This is a genomic window from [Phormidium] sp. LEGE 05292 (genome assembly GCF_015207735.1).
Lineage (GTDB): Bacteria > Cyanobacteriota > Cyanobacteriia > Cyanobacteriales > Aerosakkonemataceae > Floridanema.
Genome location: NZ_JADEWG010000051.1, coordinates 19,124 through 41,866, shown reverse-complemented (window position 1 = coordinate 41,866; position 22,743 = coordinate 19,124). Strand labels below are relative to the sequence as shown.

Below are 22,743 nucleotides of genomic sequence, written 5' to 3'. Positions count from 1 at the left end.
CCCCACTACCCCCCTTGATATCTCCCCTGTGCCCCGAATTTTGGGGGGTACAGCGGAAGCTTCGCTATTAACATCACGGGGAGAACTCCGAAAAAATTAATAACTAGCAACTTCGGTTAAATTAGCTAATTGTAATTTACATTATTTGCATAATATTGAGCGACACTTATAGATAACTTAATTATAATTTAAGCAAAATCTGAAACATAATAAAATAAACTCGCTCGCCCTCTGATCTTAATACTACACCAAATCCAGATTCATCTAAAATCTCTATTCAATTGACCTCAATCAAATAAGATTATCTACTGAGTACCAAATTAAGCCTTTTTGGATACTCACTTATGAAGAAGCTAAAATCACTGTGCTAATGTTACAGTGCATAAGTGCGATGAATGATAAAAATAAGTGATGCTGTACAACTAGTCTGGGGTGGTAAAAATAACTATTTAAACTTAAAAACCTTACTTTCCTGCTGCCTTCTTCCCTTTACCTTCTTATACTAGTTACATTCGCGCATTATTAATCACCAATTACTTACTACCAACTACCTATTATGTTTTTAACTCAAACTGTTTCCCGTCAAAGAGATATTGCCGAAGTCGTTTTGCGTAACGGTTGGGGTTATATGCGGGGGTTGTTAACTGGTGGTAGTGCGGATAAACCGCAGTTGCCAACTCCGGCTGTTTTACGAAAAATTTTCATAGAATTAGGGCCAGTTTATGTCAAATTAGGACAATTATTGAGTACTCGTCCTGACCTTTTGCCAGCATCATATATTGAAGAATTATCGACTTTGCAAAGTTCAGTTCCGCCTGTTTCTTGGGGAGATATTGAAGTAGTTTTGCGGCAAGAATTAAAACAGCCTTTAGAAGAGGTTTTTGGTTTTGTGAATCCTCAACCGATCGCAGCGGGATCGATCGCTCAAACCCATCGTGCTAAATTAATCGATGGCAGAGAAGTTGCGTTAAAAATTCAGCGTCCGGGAATTGATGTCATTATTGAACAGGATACTTTTTTAATTAGAGGTTTGGCGGAGTTAGTCGATCGCACAGAAATTGGGCAAACTTACGACATCAAAGGTTTAGCGGACGAATTTACCAAAGCATTAAGAGACGAATTAGATTTTATCTTAGAAGCCAGCTACACTAAACAATTGCGCGAAAATATGTCTACAAGTCGCTGGTTTGATCCTCAACAATTAGTCATTCCCGAAGTTTATTGGGATTTAACCACCCGCAAATTATTAGTCTTAGAATGGTTGGATGGCGAACCACTGTTAACAGCCAACTTTAGTCAGACAAATGGCGTTTCCCCACAAGAGGAAAGAAGGGAAATTACAAGGCTGTTATTTAGGGCTTTTATTCAACAACTTTATGTTGATGGATTTTTTCACGCCGATCCCCATCCCGGTAATTTCTTCTATTTAAAAGACGGCAGAATTGCATTACTAGATTGTGGTTTGGTTGGGCGTTTAGACCCTCGCAGCCAGCGCATTTTGACAGAAATGATTTTAGCGATCGTCGATATGGATGCCCAACGTTGCACTCAATTAACTCTACAATTAGCTGATTCTGCCGAACCGGAAAAGTTAGCAAATTTGGAAATTTCTTATGAACGAATGTTGCGAAAATATTACAATTTAAGTTTATCTAAAATCAGCTTTGCCCAGGTATTTTATGAAGTTTTACAAATAGCTAGAGAAAATAGAATTAGATTACCCAGTAATATGGGTTTATATGCAAAAACCGTTGCTAATTTAGAAGGATCGGCAAGGATTTTTGACCCTGAAGTGAATTTGTTAGATGAAATTAAACCATTAATGACAGATTTATTTCAGCGTCAATTGTTGGGAGATAATCCCTTACAAACTTTATTAAGAACAGCTTTAGATATTAAAAGTTTGTCGTTAGAATCTCCCCGGCAAATAGAGTTACTTTTAGACAGAGTTACCTCGGAATCTTTAAAGTGGAATTTAGCTATTAAAGATTTCGATGGATTGCGGCGAAGTTTGGATGTTTCCGCTAATCGTTTGTCTTTTAGTATTGTAGTTGGTTCTTTAATTATTGGCGCGGCAATTATTTCTTCTCAAGGGCAAACAAGCCAATTTTCTGTATTGAGTAATGCTTTATTTGGGGTGGCGAGTTTTTTGGGTTTGTGGTTGATTATTAGTATTTTAAGGTCGGGGAGATTGCGATCGTAATTGATTAGACCTCTTGCAAAAGTCGATTTTTATACCAAATCCGGGATAGCTACTAATTAGCTATCTAATTTCCAGATAGATATATTTTCTGCACCAGCTTGTAATATCGCTGGTTTATTTTCATTTTCTAAAACGATCCGACCGTGAATTTGAGGCAACAGATCGGACCACTGCCTTGAGCTAATCTTTGGCATCAAGATAATTTCTGGAATATCTGTTTCCTCTATCTCTGCTTCCATGAGCAGATTTATAGCTACCGCAGATAAAGTTAGATTTGCATCTTCTTCAGAGATATTAGTAGTATCAAATAGTAACGCTATTTTGTTTTTATCATAATGATTTAAAAGACTACTAATTACCCTTTCTAACTCAAAATAAAGCAGATCTTCAGGTTGTTGCCAATCCGGGAAGGCAATTAAATTAATTTCTCTGAGCTTTAAGCCATAAATGAATTTATTAGACTCTGGTGAATCAGTTAATTTTTTGAGAAACCCATTTGTACACCAGGTTATATTATACCCAAAGTAATCACAATAGCTGCTATCTATCTCATATTGATCTTGATATTTTGCCAAAAATTCTTTTAATGCCAGATGGGGGCCACTGGTATATGAAGGATCTTGCATTAAATCAGAAATAATTCCATCTTCAACCACAATATATTCTTCTTTTTTCAGATAAGGATGGAAAAATTCTAAAACGTTTTTACTGGTTTCGTAAGCATGGTCTGCATCTTCGATTACCAATAATGGGTGAGGTAAGCTATTGAGAAATTCTGATGTCAATGTTTCTGATAATGCTCTTCCATTACCCTCCATAAAAGTTACACGAGGATGTGTTAAGGAAGTCACTTTAACTATATCGATCGAATAAATATGTCCGTCAATAGCAAAATTATTTAAAATATCCCCAAACCATAAAGCGCTACCTCCATCCTTAGAACCAATCTCTATAATTGTACGCGGTTTTAAATTCCAAATTAAGACGGGATAAATCGCCAAGTCGAAAGGATTTTTCAGCAGGGGAATGCCACGATATGAATGAGTCATACTGGCTTTTTGAATAGACAGAAGGATGTCGTATGAAAGTGTTGTGTTCCAAGTACGTTCCTGAGTGGGAATTTTTGTTTCCGATTTACATAAGATTATAGTTAAATTGTCAACTTGAGCTTGTGCTTTGGCATGGTTTGGGTTGAGCAGTAATTCCGCTTGTGCTGCGGCTAGGGCTTCTTTATGCCGTCCCACATTAGACAAACAAAGAGACCTGAGATAGTGCATTTCTGGTACATTTACCCCCATTGATGATGCTTTTTCCGCAATTCGCAGAGCATCAACTGGTCGATCGCTATTGAGTGAGTTAATTGCTAGTTGCATCATTTCTTGCACTTGCTGCACTAGAACTTTTTCCGGTTCAGATAAATAGTCAGACATTCCACTTCTCTGTTCTCTAAATTATTTTTCTATTATGGCTTCTGACTGAAGAACTTTTTGCGTGCTAACAGCCTTATCTTATTTAACCATGACCTGCCTGAAAAATTTGCAACGCTGTCAATTTCAGTTCGGGAAAAACAACAGATTCAATTTAGCAGAAATATGTCGCGTTGGCGTAGCCTGTACTGGTAATTCAAATTCGTGGAATGTGTAATTAACCGATTAATTCATCTATTTTCTTTGGACAAAATTGCTTTGGGTTTATTTGCTTCAAATAGTGAGGCGGAAAGGAGAATCACAGGACTTGCAGTTTCGTTTTTTCCATAATGCACCATTCCCCCAGGTTCAGCTAATGAATCTCCTACTTTAAGTAAAGTTGTTTGTCCTGCTTGAAGAGTTTCTTCAGTGCGATCGGCTCTAACAATCTTTGCAGAACCTTTAACAACAGTATAAGTTAAAGTGCCAAATTCAACTCGTTCAATTTGCATTCCGGGATGGATATGAACCGGAAGATTAGCACCAGCAGGAATGGTGTAACGCACTAATTCTAAAATTCGACCTTCTGCTTCGCTGGGATAACCGCTAGCTAAAACTTCACGATTTACAGATTGAGTGTAACTATTAACGGGTGGAGGTGTTTGTTGAGATTTGGCTATAGCTATTGTACCAAAAAATGCTAATACAATTATTGGGAAGATTGAGGTTAATTTTTTCATTTTTTCTATTTAATGACAGCAGATTAATATTACCATATAATAAAAACGCAATAAAATTTTGCCTAGTATGAATTATAATCCTGATATTCACCATCGCCGTTCAATTCGCGTCAAAGGATATGATTATTCCCAAGAAGGTGCATATTATTTCACTATTTGCTGCCACCAAAAGCGATGTTTACTAGGCGAAATTATCAATGGTATCATGCAGCCAAATATTGCAGGTGAAACCGTTGCCGCAGTTTGGCATAATTTACCCCGTCATTTCCCATTTATTGAACTCGATGCTTTTGTAATTATGCCCAATCACGTACATGGAATTATTATGATTACCGAACAGCAAAATAATATTACTAACAACCAATTATTAACAGCCCAAACAAACCCGCAAACATCTTTACCCAATGGAACTAAAGCAGGTTCCTTGGGTGCAATTTTGCAAAACTTAAAATCAGTAAGTACTCGCCAAGTTAACCGCATAACGCGAAATTCTGGCACAATTTGGCAACGTAATTACTACGAACAAATCATCCGTGATGAACAAGCCTATAATAATATCAGACGCTACATTATTGAAAACCCCTTGACATGGGAAGACGATGAAGAAAATATTACCAAATTTAAACCGATTTAAATTTGCTTTAATTCCATAATTCCACAATTCCATAAATTTGTAGGGGCGAAGCATTCGGGCGACAATTTATGACACACAGCCAAAATATTTAAATCCCGAATGCTTCGCCCTGCCCCCGCGACAATATGAAAACTACTCTAAACTAAAATATGACAATTCTGATTTTTTACCCAAGAAAGGATTCGTATATCTGAATTGTCGCCAAGGCAGGACGAAGCATTCGGATAGATAAATTGTTGGTTTTTGTTTACACAAAGGATTCGTATATCTGAATTGTCGCCAAGGCAGGGCGAAGCATTCGGGTATATGAATTGTCGGTTTTCATCAGAAATAGTTGCCCGAATGCTTCGCCCCTACAAAGATAAAAATAAGATATAACACAATTATTTGTTGTCATTTTTAATCTTCTAAAATTTTTCTCCTCAGCCATTTTAATACTGTATCAATGAGGTTCGGATCGTTGGGAGAAATTAGCCTTACATTGTTACAATGTTCATCGCTAATAATGGCAATTGTACCGCCAAAGGTAGCGATATCGGATAGGAAGGATGGGTTTAGGGTGCGATCGTTCTTCGAGTTGTAAAATAGCAAAGCAATTCGTTTTTCTAGCTTTCTCAAATCTAATCGCCAGTACTTTTTAAGTTGTTGCATTGTGTTTGGTTCTTCCTGCTTTTCTGGACAACCTTGTTCTACCATTTCAATATAGATATCAGTAGCAGGGTTATTTGGCTCTGAGAAGTAGCTGCCATCAATGCAAATTAGTTTTATTGCTTTGTTGAGTTCATCATCTTTAGCAATGGCAGAATCAAGAATTGAAGGAAGTTGAGTAAAGTTGAGCTTTTGAGTAATAGAAGATTTACCAACTTGAATGTTATCAAGTGCTTCTAGATGCGTGGTAGCGGGTTCGTGCCAAGCTTTATAAAATTCCGGGTAACTCATGTTTTGGGCGCAGTGCCAGACAAGTTCATAGCAGAACTGAAGACGATTACTAAGGACACGATGCTGCTTATCTACATACTCTTGCACGCAGTCCTTTAATCCCATCACAACTTCTCGATGAAAACTTCCCTTAAGGAGAGCCATAAATAAGATAGTTCGGGCTGACAGAAGCAGTTCATCTTTTAGAAAAGGGATATCGTTTCTGGATTGTTCTATACTTAGAAACTCAATTAATACAGGAATTACTTCTTGATTAGTCGGATCTATATTCACCAAGCTTACAGCGACTTGGTGTTTGATCTTTTGATTTGATTCATTTTTAAGCATATAAGTTAAAGCATTAATAGCATCTATATTACCAAAAGCAATTTTGCCTAAGCTTTCTACAGCCTGCTTACGAATATGAATCAGTAATAAACCTCTCGAAAAACTGTCAAAGCCTTCAGTTATAACTGAATCATCAGACAGATTCTGAGTATAGGCTAGTCTAATTAAAAAAGTAATGGCATCTTGATTTTTATATCCTATTTTTCCAAGAAGTTCAGCGATTATAAGACAAGCAACTGTATCTTTATTAGCGCGAAGTGCATCAACTAACATCGAAACAATGGAAGAATGTTCAAGTTCTTCTATTTTTAATAAGTTTTCAGCAGCCTGTAGACAAGATAATTTATCTGAGCTAAAGCATAATATTTTAATCACCTTAGCAATAGTTTCAGACTTTTCATAAAACGTTTGCAATGAATTTTGATGTATTTCCCATGCCCAGTCATCTGCTAACTTTTCTGTTGCTTCTGGGTGATTAGGATCAATACTCAATAAAACCCTAGCCGCTAACCATTCATTAGGTTCCCACTGAGAGTAACGCATTAGTTTTATTAGAGTATCAATAGCTTCGGGATAACCAGGAGCAATTTTTACCAAGCTGGTGGCAGCAAGTAAATGAATTGGCTCAGACTGCTCACTGCGTAGTACAAGAGTTAAATAATAAATTGCTCTAATCGTGTTAGTTTTTGGCAATACATCTCTTGCCTCATCAGAAAGGGGATCAGACATTACCCACCTTCTTGTGCAACTCCATTGTATGAGTTGCCAAATAATTTTATCAACTAAACTAGGATCGCAGTTTTTAAACTCGACAATACCCTTTGCTGCGAGAAACCAAGCTCGATACCAATAAAAATTTTCATTTCCACATCCATCTCTGAACATTAATAAAGATTCAATAAATTCCTTTGTTTGAACATTATTTCGACCAACCCATATTAAAATCACTTCTTCCCATTGCGGCTCAAAAATCCGATATCTATCTTGCACAAGCTTAGGGTTTTGATTATTATGTAATTTGGGCAAAAAATAACCCCAATCATCTATAACAACTGCCGCAAAATATTCCTGAAAAGTAGGATGAAAGAAAGCATAAACAGATTCATCATTTTTAGCTTCCCTATCTACCAAATTCAGCCAACCTAATTCCCAAACTAACTTAAAAAGCCGATCATCCAATTCTTTTTTAATTAAACTTTCTGGCAATCGAAATCGAGCATCACTATCTAATCCCGCTATAGATAATCGACCAAGAGCTTGATGTAATTCTTCCTTTAATCCTAGTTGAGTTGTCCAATCAACACTAGACAACGTTGGTTTCCACTCGTAAAAATAGCGAACAAACAACTCATAAAGACCTGCTTTTGTTTCGGGGAGTTCCGCTTTTTCATCACGATTAAAAACTTGACATAGCAAAGCTAACCGTAACGGATTTTCTACTAGTTGACGAATGCGATCGCTTTGTGGTTCATTGAGCTTTTCCCGCAGAACTTTACCTAACTGTGGTTTCCTCGCAAATCCAAACCACTGCTTAATAAAGCGCCGGACATCTCCCTGACTAAAATTCTGAGTTTTATAAGTCTCAAAACCTGTAAGTGGATTGTTAGTTTTAGCATCCCAAACATTAGTGCGACAAGTCAACACAACCCGCACTTTACCCAGCCAATCAGTAAGCTGACTTTGAATTTTTTCAAGTATATTAGTTTCCCCCATTTCATCAACGCCATCCAACAACAACCAAACCCCACCTTGGCGCAAACGTTTTTGTAGAGACGTTTCATGCAACGTCTCTACATCAATATCAGGGTAAGTTAGTGATAATGCTTCCGGTAGCCATTCCTCAAGAATATAATTTTTGAGATTCCTTCCTTGCAAACTTGCCAAAGAAATGCAAATCGGTAAATCTTCAGTATTTTTTTGAATATAAGTAGCAATGTTATCGAGTAATGTTGTTTTACCTGCTCCCGGTTCACCAACAATAGCAATATGCTTATTTTTACCAACAAATTCGTGTCCAATTACATCATTTAGAAATTCATCATGCTGGTAAATGCGAGTAATAACTTCCTTTTCCAATTGATGCACCAAATCCATTGGCACATTTCCACTGCGGCGCTGTTGCTTTTGACGTTCCACCAATCCCAATGGCACATAAACCTTAAGCTCAAATCCCTGTTCAGTTGCTTTTCGTCTAATTCGCTGTTCTTTCTGTTGTTGTTCCAGCATGACTAAGCAGACTTCCCGTAAATCAATATCATTTGGGTTCATAACTGTTTGTTTTTGTTTAGAACTTCTGCATTTGGGAAGCCAATCTTCAATAAATTCTGTAGGTTGCAATTCTAATACCGCAGCAATCTTTTCTATTGCATCTCTTTGAATCCCCTTACCCCAGTGCGGATTAAATAGCCTTCTTACCTGATCATCGCTATTAAGTTTTGCTGCTTCTGTAAGCGTCTCATGGGTAAAACCCTTTTTCAGTCTCTCCGCTTCTAAGATTGCTAACCCTTCTCTACTTGCTAGAAAACCTCTTCTTCTCTTGCTGGCTGTTGTCATTGCTGTTATCAGTTATTGCGCTAGTCGTCTTTTATACTCTAGCCAACCGCATAGGTGATGTGGGAGTGCGGATAAGTGCAGTTAAGGGTTCTCTAACAGCATTAGTTAACTGCACTTATTATCTCTGGGCTAAACAACTCTATCTCGATAACCTCAAATTATCGAGTTCAAATTCAGCCAATGGCTTACGCTTTCGACTACAAAAATTCAGAAAACTTCGACTTCAACAGTGATGATGATTCAATGCAAACTTTTCCCCACTTCCAAAACGGAGAAATCATCAATGAATTGGAAATAATGATTATTGACCTTCTCGAACTAATTTTAGGAAATCGCTTCCGTTACTGTCCCCAAGTACCATTAGAAATCATCTGCTCTCGTCCAGAAAATTTCTCTCGTCTCCCCGATGAAATTTGGAAATTTTGGGTTAGTTCCAAAGTAGATATTGCTTTAATCGATCGCACTTTCCCCACCAACCGCAAAGCCAAATTAGTAGTAGAATGCCAATCTCACTGGCATGATTCCTTAGAAGCACAGTTGCGCGATCGCAAAAAAGCCAAACTCCTCGCCTCTGTCAATGTTCCCCTCATTTACGTGCGAAGAATCGCAGAAGATCAAAGATATTATCGCTTCTACACACCCAACGAAAAACACGAAGTTATTTACAACATAATTACTCAACAAGGATGGGCAGAACTAGAAGCTTTTTTGCTGAGTTTTTTGTAATCTCTGTTAAGAATTTTTCCTTTTGTAGGGGCGAAGCATTCGGGCGACAATTTATGACGCACTGCCAAAATATTTAAATCCCGAATGCTTCGCCCTGCCCCCGCGACAATATAAAAATAATTTAATTTTATGTTATCCCCAAGAGATTAAAAGCATTTGGGTATATGAATTGTTGGTTTTTACCAGAGATAGCATTTGTATAGTTCAATTGTTGGTTTTTACCAGAGATAGCATTTGTATAGTTCAATTGTCGGTTTTTACCAGAGATAGCATTTGTATATATGAATTGTCGGTTTTTACCAGAAATAGTATTTGTATAGTTCAATTGTCGCCGAGGCAAGGGCGAAGCATTCGGACATATAAATTATCGGTTTTTCTCAGAGATAGTCGCCCGAATGCTTCGCCCCTACAGTATTCCAAAAACTCCTTAAATCCTAGAAATCGCTATATTCAATCACACCAACCTTATAACCTCTTGGCGTAATCATCCAATCCCCATGAACCAGCGTATTTGAGTTACCAATTAACACAATTGTCAACATATCGATCGAGCTTTCCAGCAACTTTTCTAAAGTAGTAATCGTAATTTCTTGGGTTTCCCGATAAGCGGAACGGACGATCGCCACTGGTGTAGTCGGATTACGATACTTTAAAAAAATCTGTTGAGCAAAAGCAATTTGTTCAGTGCGAGTTTGGGATTTCGGATTATATAAAGCTGTCACAAAATCCGCTTCTGCTGCTGCAATCAATCGCTTTTCAATCACAGACCAAGGTGTTAATAAATCGCTCAAACTAACAGCGCAAAAATCGTGCATTAACGGCGCACCCACCAAAGAAGCAGCAGCTTGTAAAGCAGTGATTCCGGGAAACACTTGCACACCCGGAACTTGCCCATCCCAACCATGTGCTTGCAGTTCTTCTAATACTAAACCAGCCATGCCATAAATGCCGGAATCTCCCGAAGAAATCACCGCCACAGTTAAACCTTTATCTGCCAATTCGATCGCTTTTTTCGCCCTTTCCACTTCCTGAGTAATGGGCAAAGATTCCACTATTTGACCAGGTTTTAATAGCGGCGAAATCAAATCGATATATAAAGAATAACCAACCACAGCATCAGCTTGAGAAATTGCCATTTGTGCAGCAATAGTCATTTGTTCTAATTGACCAGGCCCCGTACCAATTAGTAAAATTTTCCCAGTACGATCGCTATATTCCTTCTCTGATAATCCCACAGCAATTGTCACAGCCCCGCGTTCTCCTTCTAAACGAAAAATTTGTTTTTTTACTAATAAATTAGTCCAATCTTGTAGGACAAGCATCTTGCCTGTCATTTCTAATCCAGCACAAATAGCCGCAGCTTCCGCTACACTAGGAGTTCCCACTTCCGCAGCGACAATAGTTGAAGGATTGGGTACATTAATTTTACCTAAAATTTCCGCCGAAAAAGTTTTTAAAGGCCAATTTTTTTCCTGACAAACTTCGATTAAACCAACTTCATCAGCTTTAATATCAATTGTAGCAATTCCGGCGATCGCACTTTCCGCCAAATGATACTTTTGACAAACCTGTTGAATTGCACTTTCAATTAACTTTTTAGAACTTCCTCTTTCACAACCAATTCCTAACCATAAAACTCTCGGATGCCATTGTACTTTCGGTAAATCAGAATCAGGGGAAAACCTTCTTTGGGTGAAACTGATCCAAATTCTGGCTTTTGGTAGTTGGTAGTTGGTAGATGGTAGTTGGTTTTCTGGATCTTCAAAATAGAAAGGATGACCTTTAGGAAGATGATTTTGCCAGAGAGTAGAACCGACTTCTTGGATTACTTGAACAGGTTCATTTTTGGCAATAGTAGCAGCGACTTTCGTCCAATCACCTGCGCCTTTATTCCAACCGAAAGGAACACCCAACAAATCGACAGCAGGTAAACCCAAACCATTAGCCGCACCAGTTAAAATTGGGGTAGCATTTAATGAGAGTGCGATCGCACGCGCCAACCGATCCGCACCACCTTGATGACCACCACATAAACTAATTACAAATTTACCATTTTCATCAATAACAATAACCGCCGGATCGACAGATTTATCTTTCAATAAAGGTGCAATTAACCTAACAACAGCGCCAGTTGCCAAACCAAAAATAAAACCGTGATATTGCGACCAAATATGAGCAATATGTTCCCTTAAAGAACCAGAATAAACCTGAGATCCCTTAATTTCCCCCAAAGATTCCGAAACCCAAAGATCTGCACCTATCGACAGACAAACAGGTAACAAAACTTTAGCAGCACCAGGAGTAGTAGCGATCGCAGCAATCGGCAAAAAATCAGCCAAAATTAAATTAAATCTACGTTCATTTACATTCATCTGCGGTTAAACAATCAACCTCTAAAACCCAACAAAAAACCTAAAAAAACATCTGTGTTCATCTGCGTTTATCTGCATTCATCTGCGTTCCCAAAAAAACCTCCTGCACCCAACAAAAAAGCTAAAAAAATATCTGCGTTCATCTGCGTTCATCTGCATTCATCTGCGTTTCAAAAAAAGTCTCCGCAACCCAACAAAAAACCTAAAAAAACATCTGTGTTCATCTGTGTTCATCTGTGGACATCTGTGGTTAAAAAAACGCCCGACCTAAAAAGTCAGGCGTTCTGTTAATTCTAACTCTCTTTTGACCAACTCACTATTTAATAACCGACACCTGAGTAGTAGCTTCCACCACCTGTGAACTAATAACAGCTGATTGCAACATTTCAGTTTTAGCAACCGAACCATTAGCCAAATTAAACAGAGGATTTGACAAAATACCAGCCAGAGAAGTAGCAATTAAAGTCACAACCAAACCAACTTGTAAAGCCCGCATTCCTGAAAAATTCCAACTGATAGGCGGATAATTCTTTACTGCATCGGACATTTCTTGAGGTTCTTTTACTACCATCATTTTTACCACACGAATGTAGTAGTAAATCGAAACCACACTGGTAATTAAACCTAACAAAACTAACAGGTAAAGACCAGCTTGCCAACCAGCCCAAAACAGATATAACTTGCCAAAAAATCCAGCCAAAGGTGGAATTCCACCCAAAGAAAGCAGAGAAATACTCAAACCCAAAGTCAACAGCGGATCTTTTTGGTATAACCCAGAATATTCACTAATTTGGTCAGTTCCCGTCCGTAAGGAAAACAGAATTACGCAGATAAAACCGCACAAATTCATGAACAGGTAAACCAACATATAAAACACCATGCTGGAGTAACCCGCTTCCGTACTAGCAATTAAGCCTAACATGACAAAACCAGCTTGAGCGATCGAAGAATAAGCCAACAATCTCTTCATGCTAGTTTGAGTCAAAGCCACCACATTTCCTAACACCATGCTGAGAATAGCAAGGGCGGTAAAAATGAAATGCCACTGTTCGCTAACTAATGGGAAAACTGTCACCATTAAACGAATAGCTAAAGCAAACCCAGCCGCTTTTGAACCAACTGAAAGGAAAGCAACTACCGGAGTAGGAGAACCTTCATAAACATCAGGAGTCCATTGGTGGAAAGGTACAGCCGAAATTTTAAATGCAATACCCGCAATAGCAAATACTAAAGCAATTACCAAAGCCAAAGATTGACCACTACCAGCAGCTAACCCAGCAGCGATCGCACTTAACTTAGTTTCCCCACCGGACAAACCATACAACAAAGATACGCCATAGAGGAAAATCGCCGTACTAGAAGCGCCAATTAACAGGTATTTTAACGCCGCTTCATTAGAACGAGGGTCGCGCTTAGTGTAACCTGTCAGCAAGTAAGAAGAGATACTCAGAGTTTCCAAGCTGATGAAAATCATCACCAACTCATTTGCGCCAGAGAGAAACATTCCTCCAATAGTCGCCGTGAGTAAAATTCCCACAAATTCGCCCAAAGAAGTGCCTGATTGCTCAATGTAGCTAATCGACATCAAAATTGTCACTGCTGCGGACAAAGCGATAATGCCGCGAAACACTACACTTAAGGCATCACCGTTAAAGCCACCCAAAAATGAGACCGGGTTATTTATATCCCATTGAGAGAAAAGGGCGACAACGGAGGCGAGTAAACCTGCGACTGCTAGATAAGGTGTCCAGCGCGTCGAAGTCCGCCCCACAATTAAGTCAACCATTATCACTACAATCAGTGTGGCAATTACAATTGACTCTGGCAAAATTGTTCCAGCATTTAGCTGTGCTGCAAGTTCAGCAAAACTCATAGATCCTATAAAATTTGGAGATTAGCCATACAGACCAGGACACTTAATATTATTGCGTTCTCCGTCACATATTCAACAACTTTTCCCGTTTCCGGCTATTGAGATTCCACAAATAAACCCCAATCTACCGTTAGTATTGGTTAAGACTTATACCCAAAATTGCTCCCTAACGCCAAATTTAACTTTATCAATCAGCGATTTCTGGGTACAATTTCCCCTTGAATTTCTGCAATAATAGTAGAGATTTCTTCTGGAGAATCAATGTGTCGAGATAGAACTTGAGCAGTTTTTTCGATGATGCGATCGCCAAACATCCTAGCTAAATCCTCTCTTAATCCTTGCCCAATATAAAATTTTAGCAAAGCAGACAAAGACATATCCCGCATTTGTGCTACTTCCTGCAAAGATTTTAAAGTATCTTGAGGAATTTCGAGACAAATTGTTTCAGTAGATCGGGGACGTAACTGTAAATTAACTTCTTCCTCATGATTGTTCATATAATTTCCTTTCATTACGGGTAGCAGGACGAGCGGAAATAATTCGGATTCGCACTTGACGTTCTACATAAATCACCACTAACAATCGTTGAGCTAGAAAATATTCCCAGAAGAAATTGCGAAGTTCAAGATTTTGGATATTATAAAATAAAAGTTTATTACTCAAGAGCGATCGCGTCAGCGTGGCCTAGCCAAATCGCATTAGCTTGGCATAGTCCTATCGCAACTCCAACTCAGCAATTCCAGAGTGACGGCAAACAGTGAATAAAGAAAGTTAACAAACTTGCTTCAACCAAAATAAATTCCTCAAACCCTTAGCACACAAGGCTTAAACCGTACAGTAAATCAAACTGTAGTGATTCCTATCCTATATAAGTGTAAATAGTATGGTCAAAAGTAGTTGGTTGAGACAGACGCGAGGATGGGGAGATGGGGGGAGAGTTTACCCAATACCCAATACCCAATACCCAGTACCCAGTAACCTTTGTGCCCTCTGCCCTCTACCTTGGAGCCTTCCTAAGCCCCTATTGACAATTGGGCAAAAAAGTACTCTAAATTGAACTCTCTAGCCTAGCTGCTGTTGTATAAGTTCTCATGTCAACCCTTGTTATAGTCGAATCACCCACCAAAGCACGCACCATTCGCAACTTCCTCCCCTCCAGCTACCGGGTAGAAGCATCGATGGGTCATGTCCGCGACTTGCCCTCATCTGCTGACGAAATACCCGAAACTGTCAAAGGGGAAAAATGGGCACAGTTGGGAGTGAACGTAGAAGCAGACTTTGAACCCCTGTATGTGATCCCCAAAGAAAAGAAGAAAGTAGTTAAACAACTACAAGATGCCCTCAAAGAAGCTACCGAACTCGTACTGGCAACTGACGAAGACCGTGAAGGGGAAAGCATCAGCTGGCACTTAAAGCAAGTTCTAAAACCCAAAGTTCCTATTAAGCGGATGGTATTTCACGAAATTACCCAAGACGCTATCCGCAAAGCCTTAAAAAACTGTCGCGACATCGACGAACAGTTAGTCCACGCCCAAGAAACTCGGCGTATCCTAGACCGACTCGTAGGTTACACCCTCTCGCCCCTTCTTTGGAAAAAAATCGCTTGGGGACTCTCAGCCGGAAGAGTCCAGTCCGTTTCCGTTCGTCTGTTGGTGAAAAGAGAACGTCAGCGTCGCGCCTTCCATCAAGCAACTTATTGGGATTTAAAAGCCCTTTTAGAACAGCAAAAATCGCCTTTTGATGCGAAATTAGTCAGTTTAGCGGGGACAAAAGTCGCCACTGGCAGCGATTTTGACGAAACTACCGGGCAAATCATCGTCGGACGCAATGTAGTTGTCCTCAACGAAGCCGAAGCTTTGGCTTTGCGAGAAAGACTTTTAGACAAAACTTGGACAGTTAGCAATATTGAAGAACGTCCAGTAACTCGCAAACCAGCCCCGCCCTTTACCACTTCCACATTACAACAGGAATCTAACCGCAAACTGCACCTTTCCGCCCGTGACACCATGCGGATTGCTCAAAGTTTGTACGAGCAGGGCTATATTACCTATATGCGGACAGATTCGGTGCATTTGTCGGAACAAGCGATCGCAGCTGCCCGGAACTGCGTCGAACAAATGTACGGTACTCAATACCTCAGCCCCCAACCCCGCAAATACACCACTAAAAGCAAAGGCGCACAAGAAGCCCACGAAGCCATTCGTCCCGCAGGTAGCACTTTCCGCACCCCCCAAGAAACCGGACTAAGTGGTTCAGAATTCCGACTGTACGATTTAATTTGGAAACGTACCGTCGCCACCCAAATGGCAGACTCCCGCCAAACTTTAATTACCGTAGACTTGCAAGTAGAAGAGGCAGGTTTCCGTTCCACTGGTAAACGCATCGACTTTCCCGGATACTTACGCGCTTACGTGGAAGGTTCTGACGACCCAGACGCAGCTATTGAAGACCAAGAAGTAATTCTGCCACCATTAAAAGTCGGGGATCATCCTAATTGTAAGGAACTGGAAGCCGTTAGTCACGAAACTCAACCACCCGCCCGTTACACCGAAGCCTCTTTGGTGAAAACCTTAGAAAGTGAAGGTATTGGTCGTCCGAGTACTTACGCCAGCATTATTAGTACAATTATCGATCGCGGCTATGCCCAAATGAACGGCAACGCCCTAGTTCCCACCTTCACCGCCTTCGCCGTCACCAGTCTGTTAGAAAAACATTTCCCCGACTTGGTAGACACCAGCTTTACCTCCCAAATGGAACAAACCCTAGACGACATCGCCACAGGTGAAGCCCAATGGCTACCCTACCTGCGGCAATTCTATCAGGGAGAAACAGGCTTAGAAACCCAAGTCAAAGAACGGGAAAGTCAAATTGACCCAGGAGAAGCCCGTACCGTAGAACTAGAAAACCTAGCCGCTAAAGTCAGAATCGGCAAATTTGGCCCCTACATCGAAGCTGAAAATGGCGATGGTGTAGTAACCGCTTCTATTCCTAAAGACCTCACACCCGCTGACTTAGACCCAGAACAAGTACAAACCATCCTCCGGCAAAAAACCGAAGGGCCAGAAAAACTCGGTATCGACCCAGAAACTGGGGAACCAATTTTTATTCTCATCGGTACTTATGGCCCTTATGTCCAACTAGGTGAAGTTTCCGAAGAAAACAAAAAGCCCAAACGCGCTTCCTTGCCAAAAGGTATTAACCAAGAAGACGTTACCCTGGAAATGGCTTTAGGTCTACTTGCTTTACCCCGACATCTCGGCGTTCACCCAGAAACCGGAGGCAAAATCCAGGCGGGCTTAGGACGTTTTGGCCCTTACGTTGTCTACGACCAAGGCAAGGAAGGTAAAGAATTTCGCTCTCTGAAAGCCAGCGATAATGTATTGACAGTTGACCTCAATCGTGCATTAGAAATATTGGCTGAACCCAAGAAAACCAGAGGCGGTGCTCGTTCCAAGACGAAAACACCTTTAAAAGAATTAGGCAATCACCCCAATGATGATGAACCAGTAAATATTTACGAAGGCCCTTATGGTTCTTATATCAAGCATGGGAAAACCAATGCGGCGATTCCAGAAGGAGAAACTGTAGAAACGATCACTTTGGAAAAGGCTTTGGAAGTTTTAGCCGCTAAAAAATCGACTAAATCTACTAGTAAGTCGAAGAAATCAACCACTTCTTCTACTAGCAAGAAAACTACTGCGGCAACTAAAACTAGCGAAAAAACCACCACTGCCAAAAAGACAACTAAAACTACAACTAGCAAGAAGAAAACTTCTTAGGTGGCAGTGGAAAAGGAAAAAGCAAGAGGGAAATATTATTTTCTCTTATTCCCTCTTGTCACTAATTACAAAGTTCTGCGTACTAGTCTAGAAGTAATACCCAGAGTACCCAAGGCTAGTAAACTCAAGATAGAACTTGGTTCAGGTACTGGTTTTGGGGAATGCAGACCTACTACATAAGTAATATCAGAATCGAACTTATCAGCAGTATAACTTCCAAGGCCAAATGGACCAGTTAAGGGGTCAAAGTTACCTCCCACAAAACCTTGTCCGTCAGCGCCACTTACTTTATCGGTTGCAATTAAATTCATGATGCGAATAGCATCAATTTCTTCATTTTCACCAATGCCAAAATCGCTTAGATCAAAACCTGTGGCAAAAACGGGAGTTTCAAAACCATTACTAAATTGATAGAGAAACTGGCTAAAAGTGTTCTGACCAACTTTGCGAACAGCTACGGCAAATGCTTCTGGTGCACTCCAACTACCGTTTTCGTATACTACAAAGTCTTTGCCAGCTGCGTTTGCTAAAGACATTCCAGAACCCCAATTGAGTTCAATTACGCCACGATTTTTGTCGTCACCAAGTTCTACTGAGGTATCGGAACCAAAACCTAAAATTGAGCCGACTGTTTTATTAGCAACTTCTGGTTGATTTCCCATGAAAAAAGCAGGAAAACCGGAGATGTTTTGGCTGCCTGACACGATCGATCCACTAACTACCGAGTTGGCAGCATCCCAAGTATAACCACCAACGGAAAAGGTTGCGGCTTTTGCTGACTCAGCATTGATGAAAGCTGCAACACTCAAGGCAGTTAGGGACAAGCCAATTTGACAGTAATCTTTGATTGTAAAGCTTCTCATTAGGGTACTCCCTCCCAACTTTAAGTGGGTATGAATTATGAAAATTGCTGATGTAACTGCTATTCAGAGGGAGTAAGTAGATCGCACAGCCTTTAGCACTAATCGCCTATCATTCAGAATGCTGTGATGAACACAAGTAGTAAATACTCTGGATTTTTAGTTGATTTTTCTTAATAGACAACCCTCTGAAAGTTAGGTATAGATGCACGCTAACACACGCTAGCATATAATTTACAAGCGAATTTTCGTATTTCCACTTAGTTTTGATGAAGAGTTTTTAAAGTTTTCTCTTGTTAAATATATAGTTTTGGCTAATTTTGCGCCAACATAGAAACGGAGGCGGTTAGGGCTTCTTGAGCAAAAATATACCAACGAACGCACTGTACCTTGGGAAAAACTTGTTCGATTAGGGTGTTGAGTGGGATAAGCTGATAATTGACTGTTGTTGGGTGTGCTATGAGCAGCGTGATAACCATCGTCGATTCTGACTTTGAAGCCGAAGTGCTGAAAGCGACGCAGCCAGTATTAGTATACTTCTGGGCAGATTGGTGTGGGCCATGCCGATTGATGACTCCATTGGTTAGTTCGGTAGCCCAAACTTATGGCGATCGCCTAAAAGTAGTCAAAATGGAAGTAGATCCTAACCCCATTGCAGTAAAAAACTACAACGTGGAAGGACTTCCTGGACTCAGGTTGTTTAAAACTGGCAAGTTGATTGAATCTGTTGAGGGACTCATTACCAAACAGAAAATCATCGATACGCTAGAAGCACATCTGTCAAATCAGTAATTAGACTTCTTGTAGAAATTAGGGAAAAGGGAAAGAGAAAAAGGGAAAAATCCTTTGACCTTTACCCTTTGACCTTCAAGCAATTTTTAACCAAAATATATTTTTGCAAGAGGTCTGATGAACCATGAAAGAAGTAAAATTTTATGAATATGCAATTTGCTAAACGTTTAGAACCTCTACAACATAATGTTTTCGCTGATATGGACCAAGCGAAAGCTAAAGCTAGAGCATCAGGTTTGTCAGTTATCGATCTGTCTTTAGGATCTTTGGATTTACCAGCAGCTAATCATATTACTGATGCGATCGCACAAGCTTTAACCGATACTAGTACTCACGGTTATTTGTTATTTCACGGCACTAGAGAATTTCGCCAAGCCGCTGCTGATTGGTACACAAAAAAATTCGCGGTTTCTGTCGATCCTGAAACCGAAGTATTACCTTTAATTGGTTCTCAAGAAGGAACTGCCCATCTACCTTTAGCAGTTCTGAATCCAGGGGATTTTGCTCTACTTTTAGATCCTGGTTATCCTTCGCACATGGGAGGTGTTTACCTAGCTAGTGGTCAAATTTACCCCATGCCATTGCGGGCAGAAAATGGGTTTTTGCCTGTGTTTGAAGAAGTTCCCCAAGGGATTTTAGCTCAAGCAAAAATGATGGTATTGAGCTATCCTCATAATCCAACAACTGCGATCGCACCGTTATCTTTCTTCCAAAAAGCAGTGGCTTTCTGTCAGCAACATAACTTGGTGCTAGTTCACGATTTCCCTTACCTGGATTTAGTATTTTCTGAGGATATTGCCCCTTCAATTTTACAAGCCGATCCAGAAAAAACCGTTTCGATCGAATTTTTCACCCTGTCTAAATCCTATAACATGGGTGGTTTTCGCATCGGTTTTGCCATTGGTAATCCAGCTTTAATTAAGGCTTTACGCCAAGTCAAAGCAGCAGTTGATTTTAACCAATATCAGGGAATTTTGAATGGTGCGATCGCCGCTTTAAGTGGCCCCCAAGATAACGTTAAATCAAATGTGGCAATTTTGCGCGATCGGCGCGACACCTTTATCCAAGCCCTACATCGCATCGGTTGGGAAGTACCAACCCCCCCCGCAACTATGTACATTTGGGCAAAATTACCAGAAGCTTGGGCTAGTGATTCCCTCACTTTTGCCGCTAAACTCGTAGAAAATACGGGGGTTGCCGTAGCGCCTGGGGCAGGTTTCGGTAGATTTGGGGAGGGTTATGTCAGATTTGCTCTAGTACATCAACCACAAATTCTCGAAACAGCAGTAACCAGAATCTCGAAATTTTTGTATCCGTAAAATCACTGGCAAAAAAAACTTCTGTTTGCGGAATTCTTCATGGAAACTTTAGGTGAAAGATAAATAAATTTCACCTATTGCAGTCTGCTAATTGCATAGAATAAACTTAGGATGAAAGAAAGACCATCGCAATCTCTGAGTGCATAATAAATCTATAAAATCTTAGAAATTGCATCTATATAAGAATCAAGCACTCAACCCTAGTAATTGGCTCGGCTGTAAACACACCTGTAGATTCTGGAGATCACTAAAATGTCTAGTATTATGAAGAAGTTTTTAATCGGCGCATCAGTTGTTGCTAGTGTAAACGTGCTTGCGTCCACCGCTGCTTCTGCTTTTACCGTATCCGGCACCGACTATCTACTCTACGATGCCAATAGCACCAGCACCTTCCTCAATCCTAATGCCAACTTAAATAGCATTTTGGCAGGCAACAGCAGTTCTCCTGGCGGTAACATAGAACTTTATGCCAGCAGCGAACAAGTCAACCTAGCAAGCTTTTTAGCATCCCAGAACGTTACGAGCGTCCAAGGTACAGTAGCAGGTAAATCCCTTACCCTCAGCAGCTTGACCGCAGCAGATTGGTTTGGCTCAAGCTTAAATACAGCCTACGGTGTCAATAACTTTGCTAATCAATGGTTTAACGAATTTTATGTCCAAGCAGGTTTGAATACCCAAGAAACTGGGTTAAGAGGCGCGATTGCTGATTCAATAATTCAGAAAGGCTCAATTACAAATCCATTGGCACAACAGCTGGTGAAAAATACTTGGAACGCAGCTACTAGCGATCAAGTACGTGGGTTTGTCTACAACGCCTATTTAAGCAATGAAGTGAAAGGTTTCCAACGCAGCAGTGACCCCAATATTTCTTACGTCACCACCAGTGGTAGCGACCTCTTGATTGGTTTAGCAGGTCACTACGATGCCAAAGCCTACTATGCTCCTATCTTAGGAAGCTATGCCAACTTTATTAAAGATGGCTTCCAAGTCAGTGAAGTAGTCAAGGTTAACTATGGTGGTATTGAGAAGTTGCTTTACAGCTTTAGCGCGACAAAAACTAACTTACTCGAAGTTGGTGATGGTAAGTCTCACAGCGGCAACTACGAAGTTAAACTTGCAGGTGTTGTTCCTCCTCCTCCTCCTGCATCAGTACCAGAACCTTCCGTAGTATTTGGTTTAGTTAGTTTGGGTTGTTTGTTAGCAGCCAAACGTAAACAACAGCAAGCTGGATAAGTTATTTTCCAGTTGGTTACTTATTTTCTTCAATACACTATAGTCTCTAAGTAATAGCTAATTGCCCACAGCCAATTAGCTATTATTTTTTTATCTAGGGAAAAGCGGTCAACCCAAACTAACGAATTCCCGACTATTTCATAGACAGCTTATTAATGTTTTACTAAATTAGCAGGCAATGGGATTGCTGGAAATTACACTGGAATTTTAACTGTGCTAAAATTATGGCGAAATCAGGACAAAATTCTGTTATTAATTCAAAAAAACAACAATTTTTATCTAGTCGTATTCTACTGGTTGAAGACCATGAAATTTCTCGACAGCTATTGAGTGATTACTTGAGTTGTTTGGGATATCAGGTGTTAGCGATCGCAGATGGTAAAGCATTCTTTTGGGCCTTGTCTAATTTTCAACCAGACCTAATTTTACTAGACCTAAAAATTCCTCACCTTGATGGTTACAGTATACTTAAAGAATTGCAAGCATTACCGATCGCTCAACAAGTGCCAATCATTGTTGTTTCCGCTTATGCTTTTAAATCAGATCAACAACGTGCCTTAAGTTTAGGGGCGAAAAAATATTTCGTTAAACCAATCAATCTTTCTCAGTTACGCGACGCAATTCAAGAAATTTTGGGTGGTTTAACAAAATAGAAAATTTTACCTAAGTTTATTGTTGGTTTTGTGTTTCTATGATTTGTTCAACGACTTGGCAGAGAGTTAGCATAGAATCTCTCACTTCTTCCATTTTAGATTCTATTTGCGCCACTAATAAATTGACTACATTTAGATGATTGAGCGTTTCATCTAAGGCTTCTCTATAATCGGTTTGTAGATCTTCTAGAGACATATTTTTAACCAGTGTTTAATTGCGTGAACAGAACTTTTGACGGAATTCGTATTTTTAATTTAACCTAGTATTTCTCCGAATTTTATCTAGTTCTTCATAAATTTAATTTCCTAAGTATAAGAAGAACAAATTTTCAGG

18 protein-coding genes are annotated in these 22,743 nt (G+C 39.9%); 8 read left to right on the top strand and 10 right to left on the bottom strand.

Features of this window, described 5'->3' with window-relative positions:
- The first annotated feature begins 556 nt into the window (after positions 1-556).
- Positions 557-2,203, top strand: coding sequence for an ABC1 kinase family protein (locus tag IQ264_RS15875; protein WP_193981765.1), 1,647 nt, complete (start codon positions 557-559; stop codon positions 2,201-2,203).
- Between the two features lie 56 nt (positions 2,204-2,259).
- Here the strand turns inward: IQ264_RS15875 and IQ264_RS15870 are convergent, their stop codons facing one another.
- Positions 2,260-3,633, bottom strand: coding sequence for a CmcI family methyltransferase (locus IQ264_RS15870; protein ID WP_228061576.1), 1,374 nt, complete (start codon positions 3,631-3,633; stop codon positions 2,260-2,262).
- A 227-nt stretch (positions 3,634-3,860) separates the two neighbouring features.
- Positions 3,861-4,349, bottom strand: coding sequence for a cupin domain-containing protein (locus IQ264_RS15865; RefSeq protein WP_193981764.1), 489 nt, complete (start codon positions 4,347-4,349; stop codon positions 3,861-3,863).
- Between the two features lie 67 nt (positions 4,350-4,416).
- Between IQ264_RS15865 and IQ264_RS15860 the strand changes: the two genes are divergently transcribed.
- Entirely contained in the window at positions 4,417-4,983 is a 567-nt protein-coding gene (locus IQ264_RS15860) for a transposase (RefSeq protein ID WP_193981763.1), read from the top strand.
- Positions 4,984-5,382: 399 nt separating this feature from the next.
- Here the strand turns inward: IQ264_RS15860 and IQ264_RS15855 are convergent, their stop codons facing one another.
- On the bottom strand, positions 5,383-8,802 hold the full coding sequence (locus IQ264_RS15855; protein WP_193981762.1) for an NACHT domain-containing protein: 3,420 nt from the start codon (positions 8,800-8,802) through the stop codon (positions 5,383-5,385).
- A 180-nt stretch (positions 8,803-8,982) separates the two neighbouring features.
- Between IQ264_RS15855 and IQ264_RS15850 the strand changes: the two genes are divergently transcribed.
- Positions 8,983-9,528: a DUF2726 domain-containing protein gene (locus tag IQ264_RS15850; RefSeq protein ID WP_193981761.1), complete on the top strand. Its 546-nt coding sequence runs from the start codon at positions 8,983-8,985 to the stop codon at positions 9,526-9,528.
- A gap of 434 nt (positions 9,529-9,962) precedes the next feature.
- Here IQ264_RS15850 and cobJ read toward each other — a convergent pair whose 3' ends face one another.
- The 4 genes from cobJ to IQ264_RS15830 all read right to left on the bottom strand — a co-directional run bounded on the left by cobJ (position 9,963) and on the right by IQ264_RS15830 (position 14,436).
- A complete protein-coding gene (gene cobJ / locus IQ264_RS15845) occupies positions 9,963-11,900 on the bottom strand; it encodes a precorrin-3B C(17)-methyltransferase (protein ID WP_193981760.1) in 1,938 nt (645 codons plus the stop codon).
- A gap of 316 nt (positions 11,901-12,216) precedes the next feature.
- Positions 12,217-13,773: an NAD(P)H-quinone oxidoreductase subunit N gene (locus IQ264_RS15840; RefSeq protein WP_193981759.1), complete on the bottom strand. Its 1,557-nt coding sequence runs from the start codon at positions 13,771-13,773 to the stop codon at positions 12,217-12,219.
- A gap of 191 nt (positions 13,774-13,964) precedes the next feature.
- Complete coding sequence (locus IQ264_RS15835; protein ID WP_193981758.1) at positions 13,965-14,270, bottom strand: hypothetical protein; 306 nt, start codon at positions 14,268-14,270, stop codon at positions 13,965-13,967.
- Positions 14,257-14,436 carry a BrnT family toxin gene (locus tag IQ264_RS15830; protein ID WP_228061575.1) on the bottom strand — a complete coding sequence of 60 codons (180 nt, stop codon included), beginning with the start codon at positions 14,434-14,436 and terminating at the stop codon, positions 14,257-14,259. Before IQ264_RS15830 ends, IQ264_RS15835 begins: the two co-directional genes overlap by 14 nt.
- Before the next feature lie 428 nt (positions 14,437-14,864).
- Here IQ264_RS15830 and topA point away from each other — a divergent pair, with 428 nt between their 5' ends.
- Positions 14,865-17,552: a type I DNA topoisomerase gene (gene topA, locus IQ264_RS15825; protein ID WP_193981757.1), complete on the top strand. Its 2,688-nt coding sequence runs from the start codon at positions 14,865-14,867 to the stop codon at positions 17,550-17,552.
- A gap of 65 nt (positions 17,553-17,617) precedes the next feature.
- On the opposite strand, the gene IQ264_RS15820 is transcribed toward topA, so the two are convergent.
- Positions 17,618-18,415 (bottom strand): PEP-CTERM sorting domain-containing protein, encoded by a 798-nt coding sequence (locus IQ264_RS15820; protein ID WP_193981756.1) that lies wholly within the window; start codon positions 18,413-18,415, stop codon positions 17,618-17,620.
- A 311-nt stretch (positions 18,416-18,726) separates the two neighbouring features.
- Complete coding sequence (locus tag IQ264_RS15815) at positions 18,727-18,891, bottom strand: hypothetical protein (protein ID WP_193981755.1); 165 nt, start codon at positions 18,889-18,891, stop codon at positions 18,727-18,729.
- Between IQ264_RS15815 and IQ264_RS15810 the strand changes: the two genes are divergently transcribed.
- The 4 genes from IQ264_RS15810 to IQ264_RS15795 all read left to right on the top strand — a co-directional run bounded on the left by IQ264_RS15810 (position 18,872) and on the right by IQ264_RS15795 (position 22,409).
- Positions 18,872-19,204 (top strand): thioredoxin family protein, encoded by a 333-nt coding sequence (locus IQ264_RS15810; protein WP_193981754.1) that lies wholly within the window; start codon positions 18,872-18,874, stop codon positions 19,202-19,204. The two genes, IQ264_RS15815 and IQ264_RS15810, sit on opposite strands and share 20 nt — an antisense overlap.
- A 149-nt stretch (positions 19,205-19,353) precedes the next feature.
- On the top strand, positions 19,354-20,523 hold the full coding sequence (locus tag IQ264_RS15805; protein WP_193981768.1) for an LL-diaminopimelate aminotransferase: 1,170 nt from the start codon (positions 19,354-19,356) through the stop codon (positions 20,521-20,523).
- Positions 20,524-20,775: 252 nt separating this feature from the next.
- Positions 20,776-21,756 carry an NF038130 family PEP-CTERM protein gene (locus IQ264_RS15800; RefSeq protein WP_193981753.1) on the top strand — a complete coding sequence of 327 codons (981 nt, stop codon included), beginning with the start codon at positions 20,776-20,778 and terminating at the stop codon, positions 21,754-21,756.
- 224 nt (positions 21,757-21,980) lie between these two features.
- Positions 21,981-22,409, top strand: coding sequence for a response regulator (locus IQ264_RS15795; RefSeq protein ID WP_193981752.1), 429 nt, complete (start codon positions 21,981-21,983; stop codon positions 22,407-22,409).
- A 16-nt stretch (positions 22,410-22,425) separates the two neighbouring features.
- Here IQ264_RS15795 and IQ264_RS15790 read toward each other — a convergent pair whose 3' ends face one another.
- On the bottom strand, positions 22,426-22,605 hold the full coding sequence (locus IQ264_RS15790) for a hypothetical protein (RefSeq protein WP_193981751.1): 180 nt from the start codon (positions 22,603-22,605) through the stop codon (positions 22,426-22,428).
- Positions 22,606-22,743 lie beyond the last annotated feature (138 nt).